The 21,693-nt window shown below is 65.6% G+C and carries 19 protein-coding genes and 1 tRNA gene; 10 read left to right on the top strand and 10 right to left on the bottom strand.

The annotated features are described in order from the left end of the window. Positions 1 to 123: 123 nt before the first annotated feature. Positions 124 to 200 (top strand) — tRNA-Pro (locus tag SAS01S_RS14635). Positions 201 to 274: 74 nt separating this feature from the next. Here SAS01S_RS14635 and SAS01S_RS14630 read toward each other — a convergent pair. Next, entirely contained in the window at positions 275 to 904 is a 630-nt protein-coding gene (locus SAS01S_RS14630; protein WP_066809669.1) for a ParB-like protein, read from the bottom strand. Next, positions 901 to 2,532: a SulP family inorganic anion transporter gene (locus tag SAS01S_RS14625; protein ID WP_084239046.1), complete on the bottom strand. Its 1,632-nt coding sequence runs from the start codon at positions 2,530 to 2,532 to the stop codon at positions 901 to 903. The genes SAS01S_RS14630 and SAS01S_RS14625 overlap by 4 nt, the downstream gene beginning before the upstream one ends. A gap of 721 nt (positions 2,533 to 3,253) precedes the next feature. Here SAS01S_RS14625 and SAS01S_RS14620 point away from each other — a divergent pair. Continuing rightward, positions 3,254 to 3,865, top strand: a complete 612-nt coding sequence (locus tag SAS01S_RS14620) for a cation efflux transmembrane domain-containing protein (protein WP_245656916.1) — start codon at positions 3,254 to 3,256, stop codon at positions 3,863 to 3,865. Positions 3,866 to 4,019: 154 nt separating this feature from the next. On the opposite strand, the gene SAS01S_RS14615 is transcribed toward SAS01S_RS14620, so the two are convergent. Further along, entirely contained in the window at positions 4,020 to 4,616 is a 597-nt protein-coding gene (locus SAS01S_RS14615; RefSeq protein ID WP_157082829.1) for a hypothetical protein, read from the bottom strand. Between the two features lie 225 nt (positions 4,617 to 4,841). Between SAS01S_RS14615 and SAS01S_RS14610 the strand changes: the two genes are divergently transcribed. After that, entirely contained in the window at positions 4,842 to 5,219 is a 378-nt protein-coding gene (locus SAS01S_RS14610; RefSeq protein WP_066809664.1) for a nuclear transport factor 2 family protein, read from the top strand. A 205-nt stretch (positions 5,220 to 5,424) separates the two neighbouring features. On the opposite strand, the gene SAS01S_RS14605 is transcribed toward SAS01S_RS14610, so the two are convergent. Together SAS01S_RS14605 and SAS01S_RS14600 are read right to left on the bottom strand one after the other, a co-directional pair. After that, positions 5,425 to 7,041, bottom strand: coding sequence for an FAD-dependent oxidoreductase (locus SAS01S_RS14605; protein ID WP_066809662.1), 1,617 nt, complete (start codon positions 7,039 to 7,041; stop codon positions 5,425 to 5,427). 30 nt (positions 7,042 to 7,071) lie between these two features. After that, positions 7,072 to 7,476 carry a UBP-type zinc finger domain-containing protein gene (locus tag SAS01S_RS14600; protein WP_245656914.1) on the bottom strand — a complete coding sequence of 135 codons (405 nt, stop codon included), beginning with the start codon at positions 7,474 to 7,476 and terminating at the stop codon, positions 7,072 to 7,074. 123 nt (positions 7,477 to 7,599) lie between these two features. Here SAS01S_RS14600 and SAS01S_RS14595 point away from each other — a divergent pair, with 123 nt between their 5' ends. Then, on the top strand, positions 7,600 to 8,973 hold the full coding sequence (locus tag SAS01S_RS14595) for an FAD-containing oxidoreductase (RefSeq protein WP_174544973.1): 1,374 nt from the start codon (positions 7,600 to 7,602) through the stop codon (positions 8,971 to 8,973). A 221-nt stretch (positions 8,974 to 9,194) separates the two neighbouring features. Here the strand turns inward: SAS01S_RS14595 and SAS01S_RS14590 are convergent, their stop codons facing one another. Further along, positions 9,195 to 10,091, bottom strand: coding sequence for an N-acetylmuramic acid 6-phosphate etherase (locus tag SAS01S_RS14590; protein ID WP_066809659.1), 897 nt, complete (start codon positions 10,089 to 10,091; stop codon positions 9,195 to 9,197). Between the two features lie 238 nt (positions 10,092 to 10,329). Between SAS01S_RS14590 and SAS01S_RS14585 the strand changes: the two genes are divergently transcribed. The 4 genes from SAS01S_RS14585 to SAS01S_RS14570 are packed head-to-tail and all read left to right on the top strand — an operon-like array spanning position 10,330 to position 15,322. Further along, entirely contained in the window at positions 10,330 to 11,202 is an 873-nt protein-coding gene (locus SAS01S_RS14585; protein WP_066809658.1) for a glucosamine kinase nucleotide-binding domain-containing protein, read from the top strand. Beyond that, positions 11,195 to 12,499: a serine hydrolase domain-containing protein gene (locus SAS01S_RS14580; protein WP_084239043.1), complete on the top strand. Its 1,305-nt coding sequence runs from the start codon at positions 11,195 to 11,197 to the stop codon at positions 12,497 to 12,499. The genes SAS01S_RS14585 and SAS01S_RS14580 overlap by 8 nt, the downstream gene beginning before the upstream one ends. After that, on the top strand, positions 12,496 to 13,740 hold the full coding sequence (locus SAS01S_RS14575; RefSeq protein ID WP_066809656.1) for an exo-beta-N-acetylmuramidase NamZ family protein: 1,245 nt from the start codon (positions 12,496 to 12,498) through the stop codon (positions 13,738 to 13,740). The genes SAS01S_RS14580 and SAS01S_RS14575 overlap by 4 nt, the downstream gene beginning before the upstream one ends. A 1-nt stretch (position 13,741) precedes the next feature. Continuing rightward, positions 13,742 to 15,322, top strand: coding sequence for a sodium:solute symporter (locus tag SAS01S_RS14570; protein WP_066809654.1), 1,581 nt, complete (start codon positions 13,742 to 13,744; stop codon positions 15,320 to 15,322). A gap of 3 nt (positions 15,323 to 15,325) precedes the next feature. Here SAS01S_RS14570 and SAS01S_RS14565 read toward each other — a convergent pair whose 3' ends face one another. Next, positions 15,326 to 16,387 carry a class I SAM-dependent methyltransferase gene (locus SAS01S_RS14565; protein ID WP_066809653.1) on the bottom strand — a complete coding sequence of 354 codons (1,062 nt, stop codon included), beginning with the start codon at positions 16,385 to 16,387 and terminating at the stop codon, positions 15,326 to 15,328. A 114-nt stretch (positions 16,388 to 16,501) separates the two neighbouring features. Further along, complete coding sequence (locus SAS01S_RS14560) at positions 16,502 to 16,903, bottom strand: SRPBCC family protein (protein WP_169804965.1); 402 nt, start codon at positions 16,901 to 16,903, stop codon at positions 16,502 to 16,504. A gap of 126 nt (positions 16,904 to 17,029) precedes the next feature. On the opposite strand from SAS01S_RS14560, the gene SAS01S_RS14555 reads away from it, so the two are divergent. Further along, the gene (locus SAS01S_RS14555) at positions 17,030 to 17,620 is read left to right on the top strand and encodes a bifunctional transcriptional activator/DNA repair enzyme AdaA (protein WP_066809648.1); all 591 of its coding nucleotides are present in this window, start codon (positions 17,030 to 17,032) and stop codon (positions 17,618 to 17,620) included. A gap of 4 nt (positions 17,621 to 17,624) precedes the next feature. Here the strand turns inward: SAS01S_RS14555 and SAS01S_RS14550 are convergent, their stop codons facing one another. Beyond that, the gene (locus tag SAS01S_RS14550) at positions 17,625 to 18,641 is read right to left on the bottom strand and encodes an LLM class flavin-dependent oxidoreductase (protein ID WP_066809646.1); all 1,017 of its coding nucleotides are present in this window, start codon (positions 18,639 to 18,641) and stop codon (positions 17,625 to 17,627) included. After that, on the bottom strand, positions 18,641 to 19,546 hold the full coding sequence (locus tag SAS01S_RS14545; RefSeq protein ID WP_066809643.1) for an ATP-grasp domain-containing protein: 906 nt from the start codon (positions 19,544 to 19,546) through the stop codon (positions 18,641 to 18,643). The genes SAS01S_RS14550 and SAS01S_RS14545 overlap by 1 nt, the downstream gene beginning before the upstream one ends. 217 nt (positions 19,547 to 19,763) lie before the next feature. Between SAS01S_RS14545 and SAS01S_RS14540 the strand changes: the two genes are divergently transcribed. Next, positions 19,764 to 21,635, top strand: a complete 1,872-nt coding sequence (locus tag SAS01S_RS14540) for an ABC-F family ATP-binding cassette domain-containing protein (protein ID WP_066809642.1) — start codon at positions 19,764 to 19,766, stop codon at positions 21,633 to 21,635. Positions 21,636 to 21,693 lie beyond the last annotated feature (58 nt).

Raw genomic sequence — 21,693 nt, 5'->3', positions numbered from 1 at the left:
CACGTCGCCGACGTCCCGCCACCCGGCGCCAGCGCGCTTGCCCAGAGCGCTTGCATCGCGCGCGGCAAGCGCTTAGAGGCGCCCGCTCCGGCCCGCACCTATAAGGCGCGGGTTCGCACTGGTCGGGGCGTAGCGCAGCCTGGTAGCGCATCACACTGGGGGTGTGGGGGTCGCAGGTTCGAATCCTGTCGCCCCGACCAATTTGCTTCGATGACTTATCCCAAAAAAGTCATGCTACGGTACGATGCTGTATCGCGATAGCTGCCACGCGCGCTCAGCGGTTCGTCTCTTCCGAACGCCCGCACCATCCCGACAGATAGGAGGCGTCCTGCTGTCCGGCCGCCTCCACCGCTTTGCCAACGGCTCGCTCGAAGTCTTTTTCGACAAGCTTCGGGCTGATCCGACGACGCAGGAAATCCGCCCAGAGGAATTCGGAATACGGCGTGCTGTCCTTGGCATAGCCCCCCGATCGCCGCACTTCTCCGGCAAGCGAGCGATATGGATCGTCCTTCATGGCGCCGATCCGTTTTGGCAATTTGTCGTGCGAGTGACGCACACCATCGGCGTCGAACGGATGCAGCCAGTTCCGGTTGTCCATGAACGTCCAGAAGACCGCCTTTTTCAAATAATGGAGGTCGGCGACGACACTGACGAGGACGTGACTGACTCCTTCTTCCTGCAAAGCCCGCGCAAGATGATGATGATCGATCACATAGGGCACGGACTTCGGTCCCAGGATCACCGGGATCATATGGCGGCCGAGGAAATCAGGGCCGTCTCGCTCGGCGCGCTTGCGCCATTCGGCCCGCTTGCGATCAACTTCCCGTAATCCGACCGTCATCTGGGTCGGCCGCAAGGAAGCAAGCTCCACGGGATGAAGCGCCGGTGCGAAATCCTCTCTCACGCCTTGGTCTCCTGTTCTGGCATCGCCGCTTCCACGGCACAAATGGCGTCATCGACGCTGTAACTGCTGCGCTGGGCAAGATCGCTATCTCCGGCCGCGACGATCAAGTCACGCGCGCGATCGTGCAGCCTTGCGAGCTGCACGCGAAAGCCACTTCGCGCCATCGCGCCATCAAACTCGATCAGAGCATCGAGCGCGGTACTGTCCAGATCGTAGCTTTCCTCGAGGCTGAGCACGACGGCGCGCGTCGCGGGATCGGCGCGCATGCCCGTCACGACTAGGCCAAGCATGCGCTCGGCATTGGCGAAAAATAGCGGCGCGGTGGGACGCCAGATCGCGATGTGCGGCGGCGCGACGGCGTCGGCATGGCGAGCGACATCGACATAATCATGGCTTCCGGCAAGCCGTCCCAGCCGGGCGACCCGGGGCGTCGCGAGACGTTGCAGCAACGCGGCCAGCGACAAGGCGATCGCCAGCAACATGCCGTCGAGCACGCCAAGCACCAGCACGCCGCCCGCTGCCCCAAGGGCGACATATTCGTCGCGATCGAGCCGCCAGAGGCGAAGAATCGGGGCCGGGTCCAATGCGTGGATCAACGCGGCGATCACGACCGCCGCCAATACCGGTTCGGGCAGTGTCGCGATCAGCGGCATTGCGAACAGGACGATGCCGATAAGGCCGATCGCGGCAACGACGCTGGTCATCCGGCTGGTCGATCCCGCCGCCTCGCTCGCCGATCCGGCCGAGAAACCCGCGCCAACGGGCATGCCCTGGACAAGCGCGCTGGCGAGATTGGCGATACCGAGCGCGGCAAGCTCGCGATTGGCATCGACCGCGTCGTCATGGCGCAGCGCCATCGTGCGGATCGTGCCCCAGGATTCGGCGAACAGGATGAGGACAAGCGGAATGGTGAGCTGCGCCAACCGGGAATAATCCGACCATCCGAGCCGCGGCAACGACGGCATCGACAAGGCGGTGTCGACGGCACCGACCACCGCGACGCCGTGGTCCTGAAGACCAAGCCAGCGCGCCGCCAGTATCCCGGCGATAAGGACGAACAGAGCGCCGGGAATTGCGGGATATCGGCGCAGCGCGAGAAGGACGACGAACGCCGTCAATCCCGTCGCGACACTGGCGACGTGCCAGACCGGCGCCGATCTGACCAACGCCACGCAGAACGCGACAATGCCGGACGCCGGGATGCCGACGCCGGTCACGATCGGCAGCTGGTGGAGAATGATGGTAATCGCTATACCCAGCGCAAAGCCACGCAACACCGGGCGGGAGATGAACCCGGTCAACCCGCCTAGCCGGGCCGCGGCCGCGGCGAGGAACAACAGCCCCGAAATCCCGACGACGATCGCGGCAAGTGCAGCGCGATCGGTGCCCGACAAGGGCATGACGGCCAATGTCGCCGCCAGGATCGCCGCCGAGGACGAGGTCGCGGAGACGATCGCAAAGCGGCTTCGTCCGGCTACGGCATAGGCGAGGCAGCCCGCAATCCCCGCGAATATCGCGTGCTGCGGCGCCAATCCCGCGATGCCGGCATAAGCGACCCCTTCGGGAAGCATCAGCCCGGCGACGCATAGTCCGGCGATCAGGTCATTGGGCAGATCATTGGCGCGCATTGACCGCGATTAGGACCTCGATCGTAACGATTGACAAGGGCGAAGGCATTACGGTGGGCGCACGCTGCTATGAGCAACGACGCCCAAACTCTCTCCCTGGCCCGCGCTCTATGGCGCGGGTTCGCTCTGGTCAGGGCCTGCAGGCCGATAGCGCATCAGAACAGATGTGACGCCTCAGCGGGCGAGGGCGCCGTTTTCTGCTTTTAGTAAAGTGTCGCCGTAATCCAACGCCACGCCCGCCGCGCCCGTTGGCCGTTATTTGACCGCGTTTGCGATCTGCCAAATCAACGTCCCGACCGTGGCGACAGTCGCTATGAAAAATACGGCGGTGGCAAAGTAGAACCAGTGCTCGCTGGAGCCCGTATCAACGAACCTCTGCCCACTCCCCGCGATTGGCGCCACAGCTGAATCTGGCGAACCGGCGAGAGGCTCCCGACGAGGAAGCCGAAATCGAGAGGCGGCCTCCCGAAAACGACGATCCGATCCGCAGGGGCTGGGCCGCGGCCCGGAAACGGCAGTCCATTTGGGTTCGCCACCGATAGTGCGCGGCATGGAACACACCTCCGCAATCCACATGCAGGATCCGCACGCACGCAACGATGCGTAATGTTCCGGATATTCGCGATTTCCGATATATTCCCGGTAACCACCGGTCATTGCTCTCGAGTATCTGCGGATCGCGACGACGCCGACCCATATTACTTTCTATCGATTGACGGCGTTGCTACCGCCTGGCGATGAAAAGCGGCCATCCGAACCATCCTTTGCGGCGCGCCGTTTCCTGGGTCGCAACCCTCAACCTCGCCTATTCGGCGTCGAATTCGCGGTCGCGCTCACTATCGGTTCGGTATCGCTGTTCGCCGATAGCGTCGATTTTCTCGAAGACGCACTAGTCAACATCCTGATTCTTATCGCGCTCGGCTGGACGGCAAAGAACCGGGCGCGCGTCGGGATGGCGCTTGCGGCGATCCTGTTAATACCGGGTCTCGCGACGTTGTGGACCGCTTGGGAAAAGTTCAACGTGCCGGTCGCGCCGTCGCCCTTTGCGCTGTCGACCACCGCGATCGGCGCGCTGGCGATCAACCTGTTTTGCGCGTTTCTGCTGGCAAAACACCGCCATCATAGCGGAAGCCTTACGCGAGCCGCGTTCCTGTCAGCTCGCAACGATGCGCTGGCCAATGTCGCGATGATCGCAGCGGGGCTAGTCACGGCCTTCGCGTGGTGTTCGGCGTGGCCCGATCTGATCGTCGGACTCGCCATCGCGGCGATCAATGCCGACGCAGCACGAGAAGTTTGGAATGCCGCTCGCGATGAACATGGCGCGGCGGCCTAATGAACATGCTGTCAATCAGGCATGATGATGATCGTACCCCCGCTCGGTGCTTTCGTAGCCGGCCTTCCCGGGCCCACTTTGGCGGTCGCCTGGTTCGCTCACGAATTGGGCCCCGACGCCGCGCATCCGGTTGAAGGCGACGATTGCCCCCAGTTCAGCGCCGCAGGAAAATGATCATCGGGACGGACGGCGCCCGGTAGCTGAAGCCGGGCGTCAGAGCACAATCGGCCGGTGCGCGGCCATAAGCTGATTTGTCGAGGCATAGAGCAACGGATGCGATGTTGCTCATCAAGGAAAGACGCTCGACGCCCCTCTTTCGCTCCGGCGCCGATCCCCCGCTCGATTGGACGGAGGTCGTGATCTCCCGCTCGAAAATGGTACGTCCGTCATCGACCCGCGTCAGGCGCCACACCAAATGACTAGCCGCGCGGCTGGTTGCGGAAATGCGGAATGGAGAATCCAGCCCGATCCAGGTCGGTGTGAGCCGAAAGCGCGCCTTGCTGGGATCGGCGGCCAGCATGTCGAGCCGCTTCAGTGTATCCGTCACCGCCGCCGCGAAGGCGTCGCGTTTAACCGGACCCAATTTGTCCGGCAGCGCATCGATGCCGACCAATGTGATCGAACCATGCAGAGGATGATCCGTAGGAACAACACGCGGCGTGGCCGGGCTGAAGGGTAGTCCGACCGGCGACAGCGGCGTGTCGTCCCTTGCAATTGCCGGAGCGGCGGCGAGCCCGAGTACGATGAACATGGTCAAGCGGATCATGGACTTAGTGTACGGCAGGCACGTATTTTAGACGTTTCCGAACATGGTTAAGCAAGATACCCCAAGAACAATATCGTCGGCGACACGTGCAACAACCGCTTATTTTTTTGGGCTTCACCTTGTTCTGCCAAGTCCGCACCCGCCAAACGACGCCAAGCCGCGCAACTTGATCGTTACGCCAGTATCACTCCAGAAGCACAGGAGGTCGAGATGGATCGAACCGCGCGAGCCGCGCTGGAACGCCATTGGCACGCCTCAGACGCCGGTGATTTCGCGGCGGAACATGACATCTACCACGAGGACGCAACGCTCGATTATCCGCAGTCAGGCGAGCGGATTCGCGGCCGGCACAACATCCGGGAGAGCCGGTACGTTCAGCCCAGCAAGAAGCGTTTCGCGGTTCGGCGGATCATCGGCAGCGGCGACCTATGGATCACCGAGTTCGTCCTCACCTATGACGACATGCCATCCTATGTCGTGAGCATCATGGAGTTCCGCGACGGGCTGGTGGCGCACGAAACCCAGTATTTCGCCGGGGGATTCGAACCGGGCGCTTCGCGTGCGCATCTCGTCGAGCGGATCGCGTGAGTGTTCTGGGACGGATCGACGTTCAGTGGTCGACAGTCGAGGGCATCCCCGGCTTTGCCTAATCCCAACCGTCACCCCGGCCTTGTGCCGGGGTCCACCGGGCACCAGGCGCAAGACAAGATGCTCAAGGGCTAGGCTCAACTGCCCGGTGGATGCCGGGACAAGCCCGGCATGACGAATTGCGGATGTTGGATGTCGAACGGTCCTAACGGTTCAAGAACTCCCAAACCTTCGAAATCACCACCGACCCCTCGCCGACCGATGACGCAACTCGCTTGACCGAGCCGGCGCGGACGTCGCCCACCGCGAAGATGCCGGGGCGCGAGGTCGCGTAAGGCGAAGTTCCACCGAACTTATCCCCGGTCAGCACGAAGCCTTTGTCGTCGAGATCGACCAGGCCGGACAGCCAGCCGGTATTCGGCGCGGCGCCGACCATCACGAACACAGCGCAGGCCGGTGCCTGGCGATGCGTGCCGTCTTGCGTGTTGCGGATCGTCACCCCCTCTAGCTTTTCATCGCCATGCAAACCGGCGACTTCGACGCCATATTCGATGGTGATCGCCGGGTCCGCTTCGAGCCGGCTGGAGAGATAGCTCGACATCGAGGCGGCAAGCGACGAGCCGCGCACCAGCAAACGGACATGGGCGGCGGTGCGGCACAGGAACATCGCGGCCTGGCCCGCGGAATTGCCGCCGCCGATGACGAAGGTTTCGGCTTCGCGGCAATAGCGCGCCTCCATCTCGGTCGCGGCGTAATAGACGCCGGCGCCCTCGAACTCGGCGAGACGGTCGATCGGCAAGCGGCGATATTGCACGCCGGTGGCGACGACGACGGCGCCCGCGCTGACACGGCGGCCATTGTCGAACGTGGCGCAGAATCGACCGCCCTCCAGCGTTTCGAGCTTCACCACGCGGCGCGGCATGGCGAATTGGGTGCCGAACTTCATCGCCTGGATCTCGCCACGCCAGACCAGATCGGCACCCGAAATGCCAGTGGGAAAGCCCATGTAATTCTCGATCCGGCTCGACGTGCCTGCCTGGCCGCCGATCGCGGTGTCCTCGATCACCAGCGCGTTTAGCCCCTCGGCCCCGGCATAGACGCCGGCGGCGACGCCGGCGGGACCGCCGCCGACGATCAGCACGTCGAACTCCTGATCCTCTGCGAAATCATGGTTCACCCCGAGCAGCCGCGCGACCTTGCCGGGCGTGGGGTCGGTCACCACCGTATCGTGGCCGAAGATCACCGCGGGCTGGTTCGCCGAAATCCCACTGCTCCGCGCGACATCCTCGGCTTCGGGCGATCCCAGCGGGAACGAAGTGAAGGGCAAGCGATTGCGGCTGACGAATTCGGCCACCCGGCGGACGTCGCGGCTGGCATCCTCACCGATCAGCACCAACGCCGCGTCGCGTGCTTCCAGCTGGCGGCGGCGGCGCGCCGACAGGACGGTGATGACGATGTCCGACATTTCGGGAATCTGCGACATCAGGCGCAGCATGTCGGCGCGCGGCACCTCGATCACTTTGGTATCGACGACCGTGCGCATCGGCATCGACCAATTGCCGCCGCTGAGCAATGCGATTTCGCCCATGAACTGGGTGGGACCGAGCGTGGAAGGCACCAGGCGCTCGCCGGTAAAGGCGTTGACCACCTCGATCTCGCCCTCTTCGACATAGACGAAGCGGTCGATCGGCTCGCCCGGGCGGCACATCATGGTGCCCGCCGGATAGTCCGCCACGCGCCCCGCCGCGCGCAACGCCGATACGTGTGACGGCGCCAGTGGCGTCCGCTGCATCTCCCGCAAGTCGCGGCCGATCGTTTCCATTATTTGCCCTCGTTGATCATCAGCTCAGCTTCATTCCTCGATTTGCGGCTTCAGCCCGCGAATCGCGGAGGCGATCAGCCGGCCCTCCCCGTCGATGAAGCGCGGGATCGGCCCGCGCTGTGGCGTGGTGGCACCGTCGAAATCGACTTCCACCTCGTCGACGTAACACCAGCCCCAGCCCTCGGGCGGATCATAGCCTTCGATGATCGGGTGCCCGCTGGCATGGAAATGCGCGGTCGCGTGGCGGAACGGCGAATCGTCGCAGCAGCCGACATGGCCGCAGGTCCGGCACAGCCGCAGGTGCACCCACCAGCTGCCGTTCTTCAGGCATTCCGCGCAGCCCAGCGTTTGCGGCGTCACCGTTTCGATCGTGTCGAGATGATCGCAAGTCGTGGCCATCTGCTGCTCCTCGGCATGGTTGGGCGAATCCGCCATGGCGTGTTCCGGCCGTGGCGGTTAGCGTTCACGATGGCGATGGCGATCGATCAAGACAAGAAGGAGTCGGCCGATGCGTTGGTGTAGCTGGGCGACTCCGTCCGCCGCTTCTAGGGTGTGGCAATGACCAGCTACGATTCAATCATCGTCGGGGCCGGTCAGGCCGGACCGCCGCTTGCCGGGCGGCTGACCGACGCGGGGATGCGCGTCGCGCTGATCGAGCGCAAGCTGGTCGGCGGCACCTGCGTCAACACCGGCTGCATGCCGACCAAGACGCTGGTGGCGAGCGCCTATGCCGCCCATCTCGCGCGGCGCCGCGATCTCGGGATCATAACAGGCGACGTCTCCATCGATATGGCAGCGGTGGCCGCCCGCGCGCATCAGGTGACGATCAACGCCCGGACCAATAACGAAAACTGGCTCGCCGGCATGAACGGCCTGACGCTGTTGCGCGGCCATGCCCGGATGACCAGCCCAACCAGCATCACGGTCGACGGCGTCGAGCTCAGCGCTCCGCGCATCTTCCTCAATGTCGGCGGTCGCGCGACGGTGCCCGACATGCCGGGCGTGGGCGAGGTTCCCTATCTCGACAATACCGACATGGTCGCGCTCGATGCCGTTCCCCGCCATCTCGTCGTGATCGGGGGCAGCTATATCGGCCTCGAATTCGCGCAGATGCATGCCCGGTTCGGCGCGACGGTCACGGTGGTCGAGCGCGCCGACCGTCTGGTGCCGCGCGAGGACCCCGAGATTTCCGCCGCGATCCAGGCGATCCTGGAGGATGAGGGCATCGCCGTTCGCACCGGCGCCAATTGCATCGGCTTCCGCCCGCATCCCGACGGCGTCGCAGTGTCGGTCGATTGCACCAGCGGCGAACCTGAAGTCATCGGCAGCCATGTGCTGCTCGCGGTCGGACGGCGGCCCAATACCGACGATCTCGGCCTCGACGCGGCAGGGGTCGCGGTCGACCAGCGCGGCTACATTACCGTCGACGACCGGCTCGCGACCAATGTCCCGGGCATCTGGGCGCTGGGCGATTGTAACGGGCGCGGTGCCTTCACCCACACCGCCTATAACGATTTCGAGATCATCGCGGCGAATTTGCTCGATGGCGGCGACCGCAGGCTGAGCCAACGCGTACCCGGCTATGCCTTGTACATCGACCCGCCGCTCGGCCGCGCCGGCATGACCGAGACCGAAGCCCGCGCGAAAGGACATGACGTGCTGGTCTCGACCCGCCCGATGACCCGCGTCGGCCGCGCGGTCGAGAAAGGCGAGACCAAGGGGATGATGAAGGTCGTCGCCGATCGCGCCACGCGCCGCATCCTGGGCGCGGCGATCCTGGGCACAGGCGGCGACGAGGCGATCCACGGCATTCTCGACGCCATGTCGGCGGATGAGCCGTTCGACACCTTGCGCTGGGCGGTACCGGTGCATCCTACTGTGTCGGAACTCATTCCGACCTTGCTGCTTGGGCTGGAGGCGAAGGGCGGCTGACGAAGGCGTATCGTCACTCACTAATCCTCCCCCGCCAGGGGGAGGTGGCGCCGAAGGCGACGGAGGGGGCGGACAGCGACTCACTCACCATCGTGCTTCCTCCCCCTCCGTCAGGCTGCGCCTGCCACCTCCCCCTGGCGGGGGAGGATTGAAAGCTAGCCGACGCGCCCAGACCTGAAGTCGACACCTCCTAGGGTGGGCCATCGGCGTATGCCGATACGTCACTCGGCTTCGGCTTGCCCCAAAGTCGCGAGCGCATCGCCCAGATTGCCGCCGGCGCTTGCCAGCCGCTCAACGGCCTCCTGCGGGCTCACGCCGCGAGCGATCAACACTGCCCGCCTGAGATCGTTGCCGGCGAGCTCGAGCGCATCCGCGGCCCTGGCCTCGTCGATGCCGGCCAGCGTCGCAACCATCCGCCGCGCGCGTTGGAAGAGCTTTTCGTTGGAAATCCGCATGTTGACCATCAGCCCGCGATGGACGAGGCCACAGCGCAGCATGATCGCGGTCGACAGCATGTTAAGCGCAGCCTTTTGCGCGGTGCCGGCCTTCATCCGGGTCGAACCCGCGACGATCTCTGCGCCGGTATCGGCGACGATCGGGTGATCGGCGGCGGCCAGCAGCGGCGTGCCGGGATTGTTGGCGATGGCGGTGGTCAGCGCGCCGCGGCCGCGTGCCGCTTCGAGCGCCGCAACGGCATAAGGCGTCCGGCCGCTCGCCGCGACCGCGATCAGCACGTCGTTCGGCCCGACGTCCGCCACCGCAACTTCCTCTCGCGCCGCCACGACATTGTCTTCGGCGCCCTCGACGCTGCGCATCAACGCCCCCATGCCGCCGGCGACCAGGAAGACCAGCCGGTCCGATGGCCAATTATAGGTCGGGGTGAGCTCCACGCCGTCCTGCACCGCCAGCCGTCCCGACGTGCCGGCGCCTGCGTAGACCAGCCGCCCTCCCTGGTGCATCCGCGCCGCGGCAGCCTCCGCCGCCGCCGCGATCGCGCCGGTCTGGTCCTTGAGCGCGGCGATCGCGGCAAGCTGCCCTTCAAGCATCGTTTCCACCACCGACAAAGTCGGCCAACGGTCGACATCGGTGTAGCGGGGATCAACGGTTTCGGTCGGCATCGGGACCCTCGAAGGCAAAGTGCATTGGGTTGTCGCGACCCTGACTACCGGGACTGGCCGGGCGCGCAAAGCGCGGGCGCTATAACCAGCATGACACCAGCCATAACCGAGGCGAACATCTCCGCCAGATTGAGGCTCGACACCGCCGCGCCCTTCCGCAATGCCATGCACATGCCAGGCACGAGTGCAGTTCGAGTGGCAAGTTACGACCTTCCCGCCCTTTCCGGGACGCAGGCGCGTGGCTGAAATCTTTCTCGGCGTCGATGCCGGCGGTAGTCATTGCCGCGTGCGCGTGACCGATGCCGCCGGCCAGGTCCTCGGCAGCGCGGAAGGCGGGCCTGCGAATACGCGGATGGGACTCTATCCGCTCTACGACCGGTTGCTCAGCGTTACCGGCGAGGCACTCGAAGCGGCCGGTATCCCCGAACGGCGGTGGAACGAGGTCGCGGCGGGCATGGGGATTGCCGGCATTCGTCGCCCCGGCATGTCGAAAGCGCTGGCCGCGCTCGACTTCCCGTTCGCCAGCATCTCGCTCGACAGCGATGCCGCGATCGCCAATCTCGGCGCGCATAACGGCGCCGATGGCGCCATCCTGGTGCTCGGCACGGGCTCGATCGGATTCGCCCAGGTCAATGGCGAACGGTTCACCGTCGGCGGCTACGGCTTCCCCATCTCGGACGAAGGCAGCGGCGCCGCGCTGGGATTGAGCGCCGTGCGCCATGCGCTGCGCGCGATGGATGGGCGCACCAAGCGCACATCTTTGTCCAAGGAGATCGCCGGGAAGTTCCGGCACGACACCTTGCGCGCGATTGCCTGGATGGATCAGGCGACGCCAGCCGATTATGCCGGCTTCGCGCCGCTCGTCATGAATTATGCCGAAGCTGGCGACGAGATCGCGCTATCGATCGTCGAGGACGCCGTGCTCCATGTCGAGCGGTTTATCGCGACGATCTTTGCGCGCGGCGCCCCGCGCCTGGCGCTGGTTGGTGGATTGTCGGCGCGGCTGCGTCCCTGGCTTCGCGTCCGTACTTCAGAGCGCCTGGTCGAGCCGCTCGGCGATCCGGTGTCGGGCGCGCTCCTGCTGGCGAGAGGAACGGCGGTGCATGACTGAGCGGGACACCGCGAATCGGCAATCCGCGGCGCTCCTGCGAAAGCAGGAGCCCAGGGTAGCGAAGTACCTGACTGCCCTGTGCTCCTGCATTGGCAGGAGCACATATCTCCTTGCCGCAGCTGCCGGCGCTCTCATCCTGGCGGGACAGCCCGTTCCGGCCGCAACCTCGTCCCCCACTCCAGCGCGGCAACTCATCGTCGCGACCGCCGCGCAAGACACGCGCTTCGCGACAGCCTTCGCCGAGGTCGACGCCTGGGTCGCGAAAAAGGCGTTTCCCGGCGCGGTGCTCGCGGTGGGACAGCATGGTAGGCTGCTCGCGCTCAAGGCGTTCGGCAGGATCTATTCGTCGGCCAATGCGTCGCCGATGCCGGTCGACGCGATCTTCGACCTCGCCTCGCTCACCAAGGTGATCGGCACGACCAGTGCGGCTGAGATCCTCTACGACCGTCATAAGCTCGATCTCGACGCGCCGGTCGTCCGCTATCTCCCCGAATTCGGTGGCATGCCGGGGCACGACCGCATCACCGTGCGCAACCTGCTCAGCCATAGTTCGGGGCTGCAGTCGGCGGACGGGCTGTGGCGGAACGCCAATGATCCGCAGGATCTCCTGCGCCTGATCTACGCCACGCCTACACTGACGCCGCCAGGCACCGTGTTCGCCTATCGCGACACCAACATCATTCTGCTCGGGGAGATCGTGCAGCGTCTGTCCGGCCAGCCGCTCGACCGCTTTCTCGCCCGCGAAGTCTTCGGTCCCCTCGGCATGAAGGAAACCGGCTTCCGGCCGTCGCGCACGCTCCTCCCGCGCATCGCGCCGACCGAGCAGGACGATACGTTCCGCCACATGCTGGTGCGCGGCGTCGTCCATGACGAGAATGCCTATGTGATGGGTGGGGTGGCTGGCCATGCCGGGCTGTTCTCGACCGCGCGCGACCTGTCGGCGCTCGCGCAGCTCTATCTCAACCATGGCAGTTATCGCGGCAAACGGCTGATCAAGGCGAGCACGATCGCGCTCTTCGAGACGCCGCAGAACCTGCCGCCCGGCAGCTCCCGCGCCTTGGGCTGGGACACGCCGTCGCCCGGCGGCTTTACCGGCCCGCTCGCCTCGCCGCACGCGATCATCCACACCGGCTTCACGGGGACGTCGATCTATATCGACCCTGACCGCGACGCGTTCGTCATCCTGCTGACCAACCGCGTCAATCCGACCCGCGACAATGCGCTGATCGGTCAAGCGCGGCCGGCGATCCATACCGCCGTGCTGTCAGTACTGGATGGGGCCGACCCAAAACAATGATGCGCGGTCTTGTCCTCCTGCTGATCGCGCTGGTCGCGGCAACGCCCGCCGCTGCGCGCGTCCGCACGGGGATCGATGTGCTCGAGGACCAGCGGTTCGCGCCGTTACGCGAGATGACGGCGCGGCACGGCGGGCATTTACGGCTCGGCGTGCTCGCCAATCCGGTGAGCCGGGATGGTCAGGGGCGCCGAACGATAGACGTGCTGCGCGACGACGCGCGGGCCGCCGCGCCGGGGCTCGAGGTCGTGAAACTGTTCAGCGGCGAGCATGGCATCGACGCCGCGACCGACGACACCAATATCGACGACAAGATCGACAAGGCGAGCGGGTTGCCGATCGTCAGCCTGTATGGCCGGACCGACGCCGAGCGACATCCCAATGCCCGACAGCTCGCCGGGCTCGACGCGATCGTGATCGACCTGCAGGATGTCGGCGCGCGCTACTGGACCTTCCAGACGCTGACCAAATATTTCCTCCAGGCAGCGGCCACCAACAAGGTCGAAGTGATCGTGCTCGACCGGCCCAACCCGATCAACGGGATTGCGGTGCAGGGGCCGGTGTCGACGCCCGGAATCGAGGATTACACCACGCCCTTTCCCGAGCCGATGCGCCCGGGGATGACGCTCGGCGAGCTCGCGCGGATGTTCAACGCCGAAGAGCGGATCGGCGCGCGGCTGACCGTGATCGCCATGACCGGGTGGAAGCGCGGCGACTGGTATGACGATACCGGGCTGCTGTGGATCAACCCGTCGCCCAATCTGCGCAGCGTCAGCCAGGCGACCGCGTATGCCGGCACCGCGCTACTCGAAGGGACCAACGTCAATATCAAGGGGCCGGGCGACGCGCCGTTCCTTCGGTTCGGCGCGCCGTGGATCAAGGGCGATGAGCTCGCCGCCCATCTCAACGCGCGGGCCATAGCGGGTGTCAGCTTCCTGCCGGTGAGCTACGTGGCCGCCGCCGACAAGCTCTATCCGTTCGCCGGGCAGCGTGTCGAAGGCGTCGAGATCCTGCTCCACGACCGCACGCGTCTCGACGCACCGGCGCTGGGCGTGGAGATCGTCGCGGCCTTGTGGAAGCTGTACGGCACGGCCTTCCAGATCGATCGCGTCGACCGCCTGCTGCGCAACCGTGCCGTGTTCGACCAGATCAAGGCCGGCAAGGATCCGCGCGCGATCGCGTCGAGTTGGCAGGCCGACCTCAACCGCTTCAAGACGCGCCGGGCGCGCTACCTGCTCTACTGAGATGGCCGCGTCGCTGCCATTCGGCCTGCTCGATTGGGTCGTGATCCTCTTCTACCTGGCATTGCTGGTGGTCGGGGGCTGGTGGTTCACGCCGCGGCATACCGGCACGGCGAAGGATTATTTCCTGGCCGGCGGCACTGTCCCCGCCTGGCTCGCCGCGATCTCGGTCCTGTCGGCGACCCAGTCGGCCGCGACCTTCCTGGGCGGCCCCGATTTCGGCTATCATGGCGACTTCACCTATCTCGGCACCAACCTCGGCGGGCTGATCGGGGCGATCTTCGTCGCGCGCGTGCTGATCCCGCGTTTCTATGCCGCGCGGGTGACGACCGTCTACGAGTTGCTGACCCTGCGCTATGGGGTGCTGGCGACGCGCTGTACCGGCGCGATGTTTCTGATCGGCCGGGTATTGGCCAATGGCGCGCGCCTCTATCTCGCGGCGATCGCCGTCGCGATGGTCATGACCTCGACGGTCAGCGCGCAGGGTATCGTGATCGCGGCGACGGTGCTGGTCGTTGCCAGCTTTTTGTCGACCTTTGTCGGCGGATTGCGGTCGGTGTTGTGGATCGACCTCTTCCAGTTCGTGATCTTCCTCGGCGCGGCGATCGCGGTGCTGGTGTTCCTGCGCCTGTCGATCCCGGCGACCAATGCCGAGATCCTCCACGGCCTCGCGCACGCGCCGGGCAATGTCGACAAGTTACGGCTGTTCGATTTCTCGCTCGATCCGTCCAAGCCCTTCTCGCTGCTCGCGATCGTCACCGGGATCGCGCTGCTCTACGTCGCCTCGTCGGGACTCGACCAGGACACGACGCAGCGGCTGCTCGCCTGTCGCGATGCAAAGACCGGCGCGCGCAGCCTCTATTGGTCGGTATTCGCGACGGTTCCGGTGGTGGCGATCTTCATCACCATCGGACTGCTGCTCCACGTCTTCTATGACCGCGCCGAATTGATGGGCGGCGCCACCGCCATCGCCGGCCAGGCGTTCGACGGCGAGAAGATCAGCATCTTCATGCACTACATCCTGACGCAATTGCCGCCGGGGCTGCGCGGGCTGGTCACCGCAGGGATCGTCGCCGCCGCCGTCGCCACCACCAATTCCGCGCTCAACGCCATGTCGTCGGTGCTGATCCAGGATTTCTACCGCCCGTGGCGCGAGCGGCGAAGCGCCGCCGCCGAATATCATTATGTCCAGGCGGGTCGCGCCGGGATGGGCGTCATCGGCGTGGCGATGCTCGGGGTCGCGGTACTGTCCTTCTATTGGCAGCATTACGCCAAGCTCGGCCTGCTCGAATTCGCGCTGCAGGTGATGGTATTCGCCTATGCCGGGCTGCTCGGCGTCTATTTCGCCGCGGTGCTGACGCCGCGCGGGAACAGCATTTCGGTGATTGCATCGCTGATCGCCGGCTTCATCACCGTCCTGCTGCTCCAGCCGGGGATCGCCGCGGCGATCGGGTTGCCAGCGGCTTTGTGCCATCTGGCGTTCCCGTTCCAGCTCTGCATCGGCACCGCGATAGCCTTCGCGATCGCCGTTGCCCCGCGCGGCCAGCGCGACGCGAACGACCGACCAGGCGCAGCGAGTTCCTAACCCCTACCGCGCCTGAAGCACCATGTTGAACGGCCCCTCGGTCACGCGCCGAACCGACTCGAACCCGCCTTGCCGGATCACCTCGGTCAGCTTCGCCTCGCCGGCCTGCGCGCCCAGGCCCTCGCCGACTTCCTGATCGAGCGAGGTCGGCACGCAGATCATCGTCGAGGCATTGTAATAGAGCCGGCCGACCGGGTTCATGTTCTGCGCGGGCGAGTCACCGGCGATCGGCTCGACGATCATCCAGCTGCCGCCCGGCGCGAGAATCCGGCGCATATGCCCGGCACAACCACGCGGATCGCCCATGTCGTGCAGGCAATCGTACATCGTGATCAGATCGAAGCCCTGCTCGGGGATATCCTTCGCGGTCGCCACCTCGAACCGCACGCGATCGCCCAGCCCGTGCTCACCGGCATGACGCCGCGCTTCGTCGATCGACGGCTCGTGGAAATCGTATCCGACAAAATTGCTCTCGGGATAGGCCTCGGCCATCAACAGCGTCGAAAATCCGACACCGCACCCGACATCGGCGACCCGCGCGCCCGCGCCCAGCTTCGCCTCGACGCCGTCGAGCGCCGGAATCCAGGCCTGCACGATGTTGTTGACATAGCCCGGGCGGAAAAAGGCGCCGGTCGCGCAAAACAGGCACCCGGCATGGTCGCCCCAGCGCACGCCCTTGCCGTGGCGAAAGCATTCCTCGACCTTGGGCTCGGCCTCGATCATCGCGGCGGCGAGCTCGAACGCGCCGGCGAGATAGACCGGGCTGTCGCGGTGTTGGAACACCATCGCCTGTTCCGGTGACAGGCTGAATTGCTCGCTGGCCGGATCGTAATCGACATAGCCGTTGGCGGCCTGCGCCAATGCCCATTCGCGGACGTAGCGTTCGTGCAGCCCGCCCGCGCGGCGCGCCAGGTCGGCTGCGGTCGCCGGAGCATCGGCAAGAGCGTCGAACAATCCCAGGCGAAGGCCCAGGCGGACCGTGGGCACGCTCATCGCGCCGCCCAGATCGCCCAGCATCTTTCCGACAAAGGCATGAAATTTCGCGTCGTCGATAGCGGCGGCCATGGCATGTCTCCCCCATGCGTGATGCGCCCGGCACTCCATCTTTCGTGGAGTCACAGCGATCGTATCACAGGGCCGAGCATGCCGCGAATCGAGCGGCGAGCGGCGCCTCGCCGCTCAGCGACTTCCCTCGAAATGCGCCTTCATCATCGCCAATCCGTGCGCCATCGCGGATGATACCTGTTCAGCCAGCGCATCGGGCAGGAGATCGGCGGTCCAGGTGACCTGTGTGCCATCGGTCGCCGCCGCGATGGTCAGGACACCGTTATGATGCTCGAACGCCTTGATCGTCCAGACAAGGCGACGCCTGGCATCGTCGATCGAGACGATCGTCTCGTCAAAGACCTGTCCATTGACGAAAGTGACCCTGCGGACGGGCGCGCCCTCGCCCGCCAGCATCTCGGTCGCGGTGACGAAACCCGGCACGAGGCGATCGTGCAGCCGCCCGACGTCGCGGGCGGCGTCCCAAACAGCGTCGGGGTCCGCAGCGATAAAGGTCTGGTGGTGAATAGAGGCCATGACATTCTCTCCGATCGTTGGATCGCCGTCGGATATCCCCATCGCCGCAATCCGGCTGGCAGGATTCGGACGCGGTCAACGGGATTGGGCGACAGGGCCTGCGTGACCAATTATAGTCGGAGGGCGATGACACAGGTCGCCGATCTGCCAGCCGAACTCGATTTCGATTTCTGCGAGCGCGTGCGATATGCGCGCGATCCCGCATTCGACGGCACGATCTTCATCGCCGTCACCTCGACCCGGATCTATTGCCGGCCAGTCTGTCCGGTGCGCCAACCCAAGTCAGGCAACGTCCGCTATTTCCCCAGCGCCGCCGCGGCGGAGGCCTCCGGTTTCCGGCCATGTCTGCGCTGCCGGCCGGAGACCGCGCAGCATTCCCCGGCCTGGCGCGGCGCGCGCGCCACGGTCGATCGCGCGCTCCGGCTGATCGAAGAGGGGGCGCTCGATCAGGCCGGTGTCGACGCGCTGGCCGAACGGCTCGGGATCGGCGGGCGTCATTTGTCGCGGCTGTTCCGGCGCTATCTCGACACGACGCCGCTCGCGGCGGCACGGACGGCAAGGATTCAGCGCGCCAAACGGCTGATCGACGATACCGACCTCGGCATGACCGAGATCGCGCTGGCATCGGGCTTCGGCAGCGTGCGGTCGTTCAACGCGGCGTTCCAACAGGTCTATCGCCGACCGCCGACCGCGATCAGACGACGCGCGGTTGGTTAGACGCTCAGGCGGTGCCCATCACCTGCGCCGCGAACCGCTCCATTTCTTCGGCCTGTGGGCTCATCTGGAGCAGCAGCAGGTCGAGACCGGCATGCTCATATTCGGCGATCCGTTCCTTGAGCTGTTCGGGCGTGCCGACCAGATTGGGGCGCAGGCCGCGGTTGGACACCGAATATTCCTGGATCTTGAGCTCGCGTTCGAGCTGGGTGCCCGACAGCCATTGGTCGAAATTGGCATAGCCCGCGGGCAAGTCGCTGACCGTGGTGATGCGGTCGAGCTCGCGCTTGGCCTCGGCTTCGCTGTCGCGGACGATCGCATAGGCGGCCATGCCGTAGTGCATCGGTGCGCCTCCCGCCGCCTCGCGCCGTGCCGCCATGTCGGCGATCTTGGGCGCGATCGCCTCGGCCGGATCGCCGTGCATGACATAAGCGTCGCATTGCGCCGCGATCATCGTCTTGGCTTTTTCGCTCTCGCCGCCGGCATAGACGGTCGGGCGCTCGGCCGGCTTGGGCGAGCAGATCGCGTCCTCGGTCTGGTAGAATTGGCCGTCGAAACTGAAGCGTTCCTCGGTCCACAGGCCGTCGACCACCTTCAACCATTCCTCGGTCCGCGCATAGCGGTCGTCATGCTGGTCGAATTGCAGGCCATATTGCTTAGCTTCGTCCGCCCACCAGGACGACACGACGTTGAGCGCCAGTCGTCCGTTGGAGATACGGTCGATGTTCGCCGCCGCTTTCGCGAACAAAGCCGGGTGGTGAAAGTTTGGGCGAACCGCGACCATCAGCTCGATCCTGTCGGTCACCGCCGCCAGTGCCGCCGCGGTCGACCAGGCATCGAGCGCGGGCTGGTCGATGCCCTTGATATCGTTGAGATTGAGCTCGGCGATCAGCGACAGGTCATAGCCCCATTGCTCGGAGCGCTGGGTCAGCCGCTTCACATAATCCCAGCTCGCCTGCATCCCTTCATCGGGCACGTTCCTGAGCCAGCCGCCGAATACCGGCATCCAGTAACCGTAGCGCATCAGGATTTGGCCTCCGCAATGAGAGTGTCGAGCCAGTCGATCAGCTTTTCGTGCGGATCCCAACCGAGGACGTTCAGCGGCTGGGCGACGAAATTGGACAAAGCGTTGATGTCGTAGAAGCGCGGCGTACCGTCGCGATCGTCGATCATCACCTCGATCCCGCCGACGTCGAGATCCATCGCCCTGGCGATCGTCTCGACCGCGGCGATCAGCTCAGGCGCGGGCTCGACCGGCTTCATGCTGATGTTCGAATCGGCGACGCAGGCATCGGCCGGGCAGAGGTCGAACGCGCCGCCGCCGGCGATCTCGATCGCGTAGAGGTATTTGCGGTCGAGCGTCTCGATGCGCGTGATCGTGCCGCCGCGCGCGGGGACATAATCCTGCACCAGCAGAACACCGTCGACACTCACCGGCAATTGCTTCTCGGCGACCGCCCAGCGCAGTTCGGCCATATTGTCGAACCGCATGATCCCCGCACCCGACCCGCCGATATTGGCTTTCACTACCAACGGGAAAGACAAGGTCGCCGCGGCCGCTTCGATATCGGCGGCGCGGTGGACGACGCGCGTCTCGGGAATGCCGAGGCCCAGGCTGGCGATCAGTGCGAGCTGGCGCGACTTGGACGCGTCGATCGCCATCACGTCGGCGCCGTTGACCACGCGCGCGCCCGAGCGCCGCCAATGATCGAGCAGCGCCATGGTGTGGAAGATGGGGTGTTCGTCGGCACGCAGGAAACTCGACATCGCGATGCGGTTGAGCACCACCGGCGCGGGGATTGCCGTGTCGGCGGGGTTCCAGTGACCTTCGGGGCCAAATGACGTGTAGGAAACACCGCGACGGTCGAGTGCGGCGAAGAGTGGAGCGAACCATTGGGGATGTTCGTACAGGATCGCGAGATCGGTCACTCTGCTTGCCTCTAGCCTTTCCCGTCACCCCGGCCTTGCGCCGGGGTCTGCCGTGCCGCCGGCAATGGCCAACGTCTTCAGGCTGCACCGCTTGCCGCGAGGCAGACCCCGGCACAAGGCCGGGGTGACGATATTTGGTAGGGCATCGCACATAAAACGCGTTGGCCGCCCAGCCGGATAGGCAAGAGCCGCCTCGCCTGCTACAGGCGCGGCCCTCATGCTCAATCTGACCGACATCACGGTCCGCCTCGGCGGGCGGACGATCATCGACGGCGCCACCGCGAAGCTGCCGCCGCGCAGCCGCGTCGCGCTGATCGGGCGCAACGGCGCCGGCAAGACGACGCTTGTCCGCGTCATCGCCGGGATGCTCGAGCCCGATACCGGATCGGTCGACATGCCGCGCGGCAGCCGGCTGGGCTATATCGCGCAGGAAGCACCCGCGGGCGCCACAACGCCGTTCGAGACCGTGCTCGCCGCCGATGTCGAACGCGCCGCGTTGATGCATGAGTCCGAAACCAGCCACGACCCCGACCGGCTGGGCGAGATCCATGAGCGGCTGAACGCGATCGATGCGCATACCGCTCCATCGCGCGCTGCGCGCATCCTAGTCGGGCTCGGCTTCGACGAGGAAGCGCAGCACCGTCCGCTCGACAGCTTTTCGGGTGGTTGGCGGATGCGCGTCGCGCTCGCCAGCCTGCTCTTTTCGCAGCCCGATCTGCTGCTGCTCGACGAACCGTCGAACCACCTCGACTTGGAAGCGGTGTTATGGCTCGAGGATTTCCTCAAATCCTATCCCGCGACCATCGTTTTGGTCAGCCACGAGCGCGACTTCCTCAATAACGTCGTCGATCACATCCTCCATCTCGAGCGCGGCAAGACCTGGCTCTATCCCGGCGGTTACGACGCGTTCGAGCGTCAGCGCGCCGAGCGCCAGGCGCAGGCCGCCTCGGCACGCGCCAAACAACAGGCCGAGCGCGAGAAACTGCAGGATTATATCGCGCGCAATTCGGCCCGCGCCTCGACCGCCAAGCAGGCGCAGAGCCGCGCCAAGGCGCTCGCGCGGATGCAGCCGATTGCCGAGATCGTCGACGACCCCTCGCTCAGCTTCGACTTCCCCAATCCGGGCGAATTGCGCCCGCCGCTGATCACGCTCGACATGGCGGCGGTCGGTTATGGCGAGACGCCGGTGCTCAAGCGCCTCAATTTGCGGCTCGATCCCGACGACCGCATCGCTTTGCTCGGCCGCAACGGCAACGGCAAGACCACGCTCGCGCGCCTGCTCGCCGCCCAGCTCGCGCCGATGGAAGGGGCGATGAACGCGACCGGCAAGATGAAGGTCGGGTACTTCACGCAGTACCAGGTCGAAGAGCTCGACAGCGGCGACACCCCGCTCCAGCACATGACGCGAGTCATGAAGGGTGCGACGCCGGGCGCGGTGCGCGCGCAACTCGGGCGGTTCGGTTTCTCCGGCGACAAGGCGACGACGATGGTCGGCAAATTGTCGGGCGGCGAGCGCGCGCGGCTGGCGCTGGCATTGATCACGCGCGACGCGCCGCATCTGCTGATCCTCGACGAGCCGACCAACCACCTCGATGTCGATGCGCGCGAGGCGCTGGTACAGGCGCTCAATGCCTATTCGGGCGCGGTGGTGATCGTCAGCCACGACCGCCACATGCTCGAGATGAGCGCCGACCGGCTGGTGCTGGTCGATAATGGCACCGCGTCGGATTTCCACGGCAATCTGGACGACTATATCGCGTTCGTGCTGGCCAAGGATGCCGGTAGCGAAGGATCGTCCGAGGCCAAGGTCAGCCGCAAGGACGCCCGCCGCGCCGCCGCCGAGGCGCGCGAGCAGAGCCAGGGGCTGCGCAAGGCGGCCAAGGCGGCGGAAGCGGAGCTGGCCAGGCTGACCGAGCAGCGCAGCGTGATCGATCGCGCGATGTTCGATCCGTCCAGTGCCGCGCCGGATCTCGCCAAGCTGACGATGACCGATCTGATGAAACGGCGCGCGGAGGTCGAAGCGAAGATCGAGGCGGCCGAAGCCGCGTGGCTGGAAGCGAGCGAGAAACTGGAGCAAGTGGCGGCGTAGATTCCCTCTCCCGTTGGGAGAGGGAAGGGGCCCGCTCGGCGCAGCCGAGTGGGAAGGG

This window comes from Sphingomonas asaccharolytica NBRC 15499 (assembly GCF_001598355.1).
Taxonomy (GTDB): Bacteria; Pseudomonadota; Alphaproteobacteria; order Sphingomonadales; family Sphingomonadaceae; genus Sphingomonas; species Sphingomonas asaccharolytica.
Note: the sequence above shows the minus strand (reverse complement) of the source record. Positions and strands in the feature narration are given on the sequence as shown.

Coding starts and splice junctions, on each gene's coding strand:
- SAS01S_RS14570 (WP_066809654.1), top strand. CDS start 13,742: ATGGCCGCGTCGCTGCCATTCGGCCTGCTCGATTGGGTCGTGATCCTC.
- SAS01S_RS14615 (WP_157082829.1), bottom strand. CDS start 4,616: ATGTTCATCGTACTCGGGCTCGCCGCCGCTCCGGCAATTGCAAGGGAC.
- SAS01S_RS14625 (WP_084239046.1), bottom strand. CDS start 2,532: ATGCGCGCCAATGATCTGCCCAATGACCTGATCGCCGGACTATGCGTC.
- SAS01S_RS14590 (WP_066809659.1), bottom strand. CDS start 10,091: ATGCCGACCGAAACCGTTGATCCCCGCTACACCGATGTCGACCGTTGG.
- SAS01S_RS14560 (WP_169804965.1), bottom strand. CDS start 16,903: ATGGCCTCTATTCACCACCAGACCTTTATCGCTGCGGACCCCGACGCT.
- SAS01S_RS14550 (WP_066809646.1), bottom strand. CDS start 18,641: ATGCGCTACGGTTACTGGATGCCGGTATTCGGCGGCTGGCTCAGGAAC.
- SAS01S_RS14580 (WP_084239043.1), top strand. CDS start 11,195: ATGACTGAGCGGGACACCGCGAATCGGCAATCCGCGGCGCTCCTGCGA.
- SAS01S_RS14575 (WP_066809656.1), top strand. CDS start 12,496: ATGATGCGCGGTCTTGTCCTCCTGCTGATCGCGCTGGTCGCGGCAACG.
- SAS01S_RS14610 (WP_066809664.1), top strand. CDS start 4,842: ATGGATCGAACCGCGCGAGCCGCGCTGGAACGCCATTGGCACGCCTCA.
- SAS01S_RS14605 (WP_066809662.1), bottom strand. CDS start 7,041: ATGGAAACGATCGGCCGCGACTTGCGGGAGATGCAGCGGACGCCACTG.
- SAS01S_RS14555 (WP_066809648.1), top strand. CDS start 17,030: ATGACACAGGTCGCCGATCTGCCAGCCGAACTCGATTTCGATTTCTGC.
- SAS01S_RS14540 (WP_066809642.1), top strand. CDS start 19,764: ATGCTCAATCTGACCGACATCACGGTCCGCCTCGGCGGGCGGACGATC.
- SAS01S_RS14600 (WP_245656914.1), bottom strand. CDS start 7,476: ATGGCGGATTCGCCCAACCATGCCGAGGAGCAGCAGATGGCCACGACT.
- SAS01S_RS14595 (WP_174544973.1), top strand. CDS start 7,600: ATGACCAGCTACGATTCAATCATCGTCGGGGCCGGTCAGGCCGGACCG.
- SAS01S_RS14565 (WP_066809653.1), bottom strand. CDS start 16,387: ATGGCCGCCGCTATCGACGACGCGAAATTTCATGCCTTTGTCGGAAAG.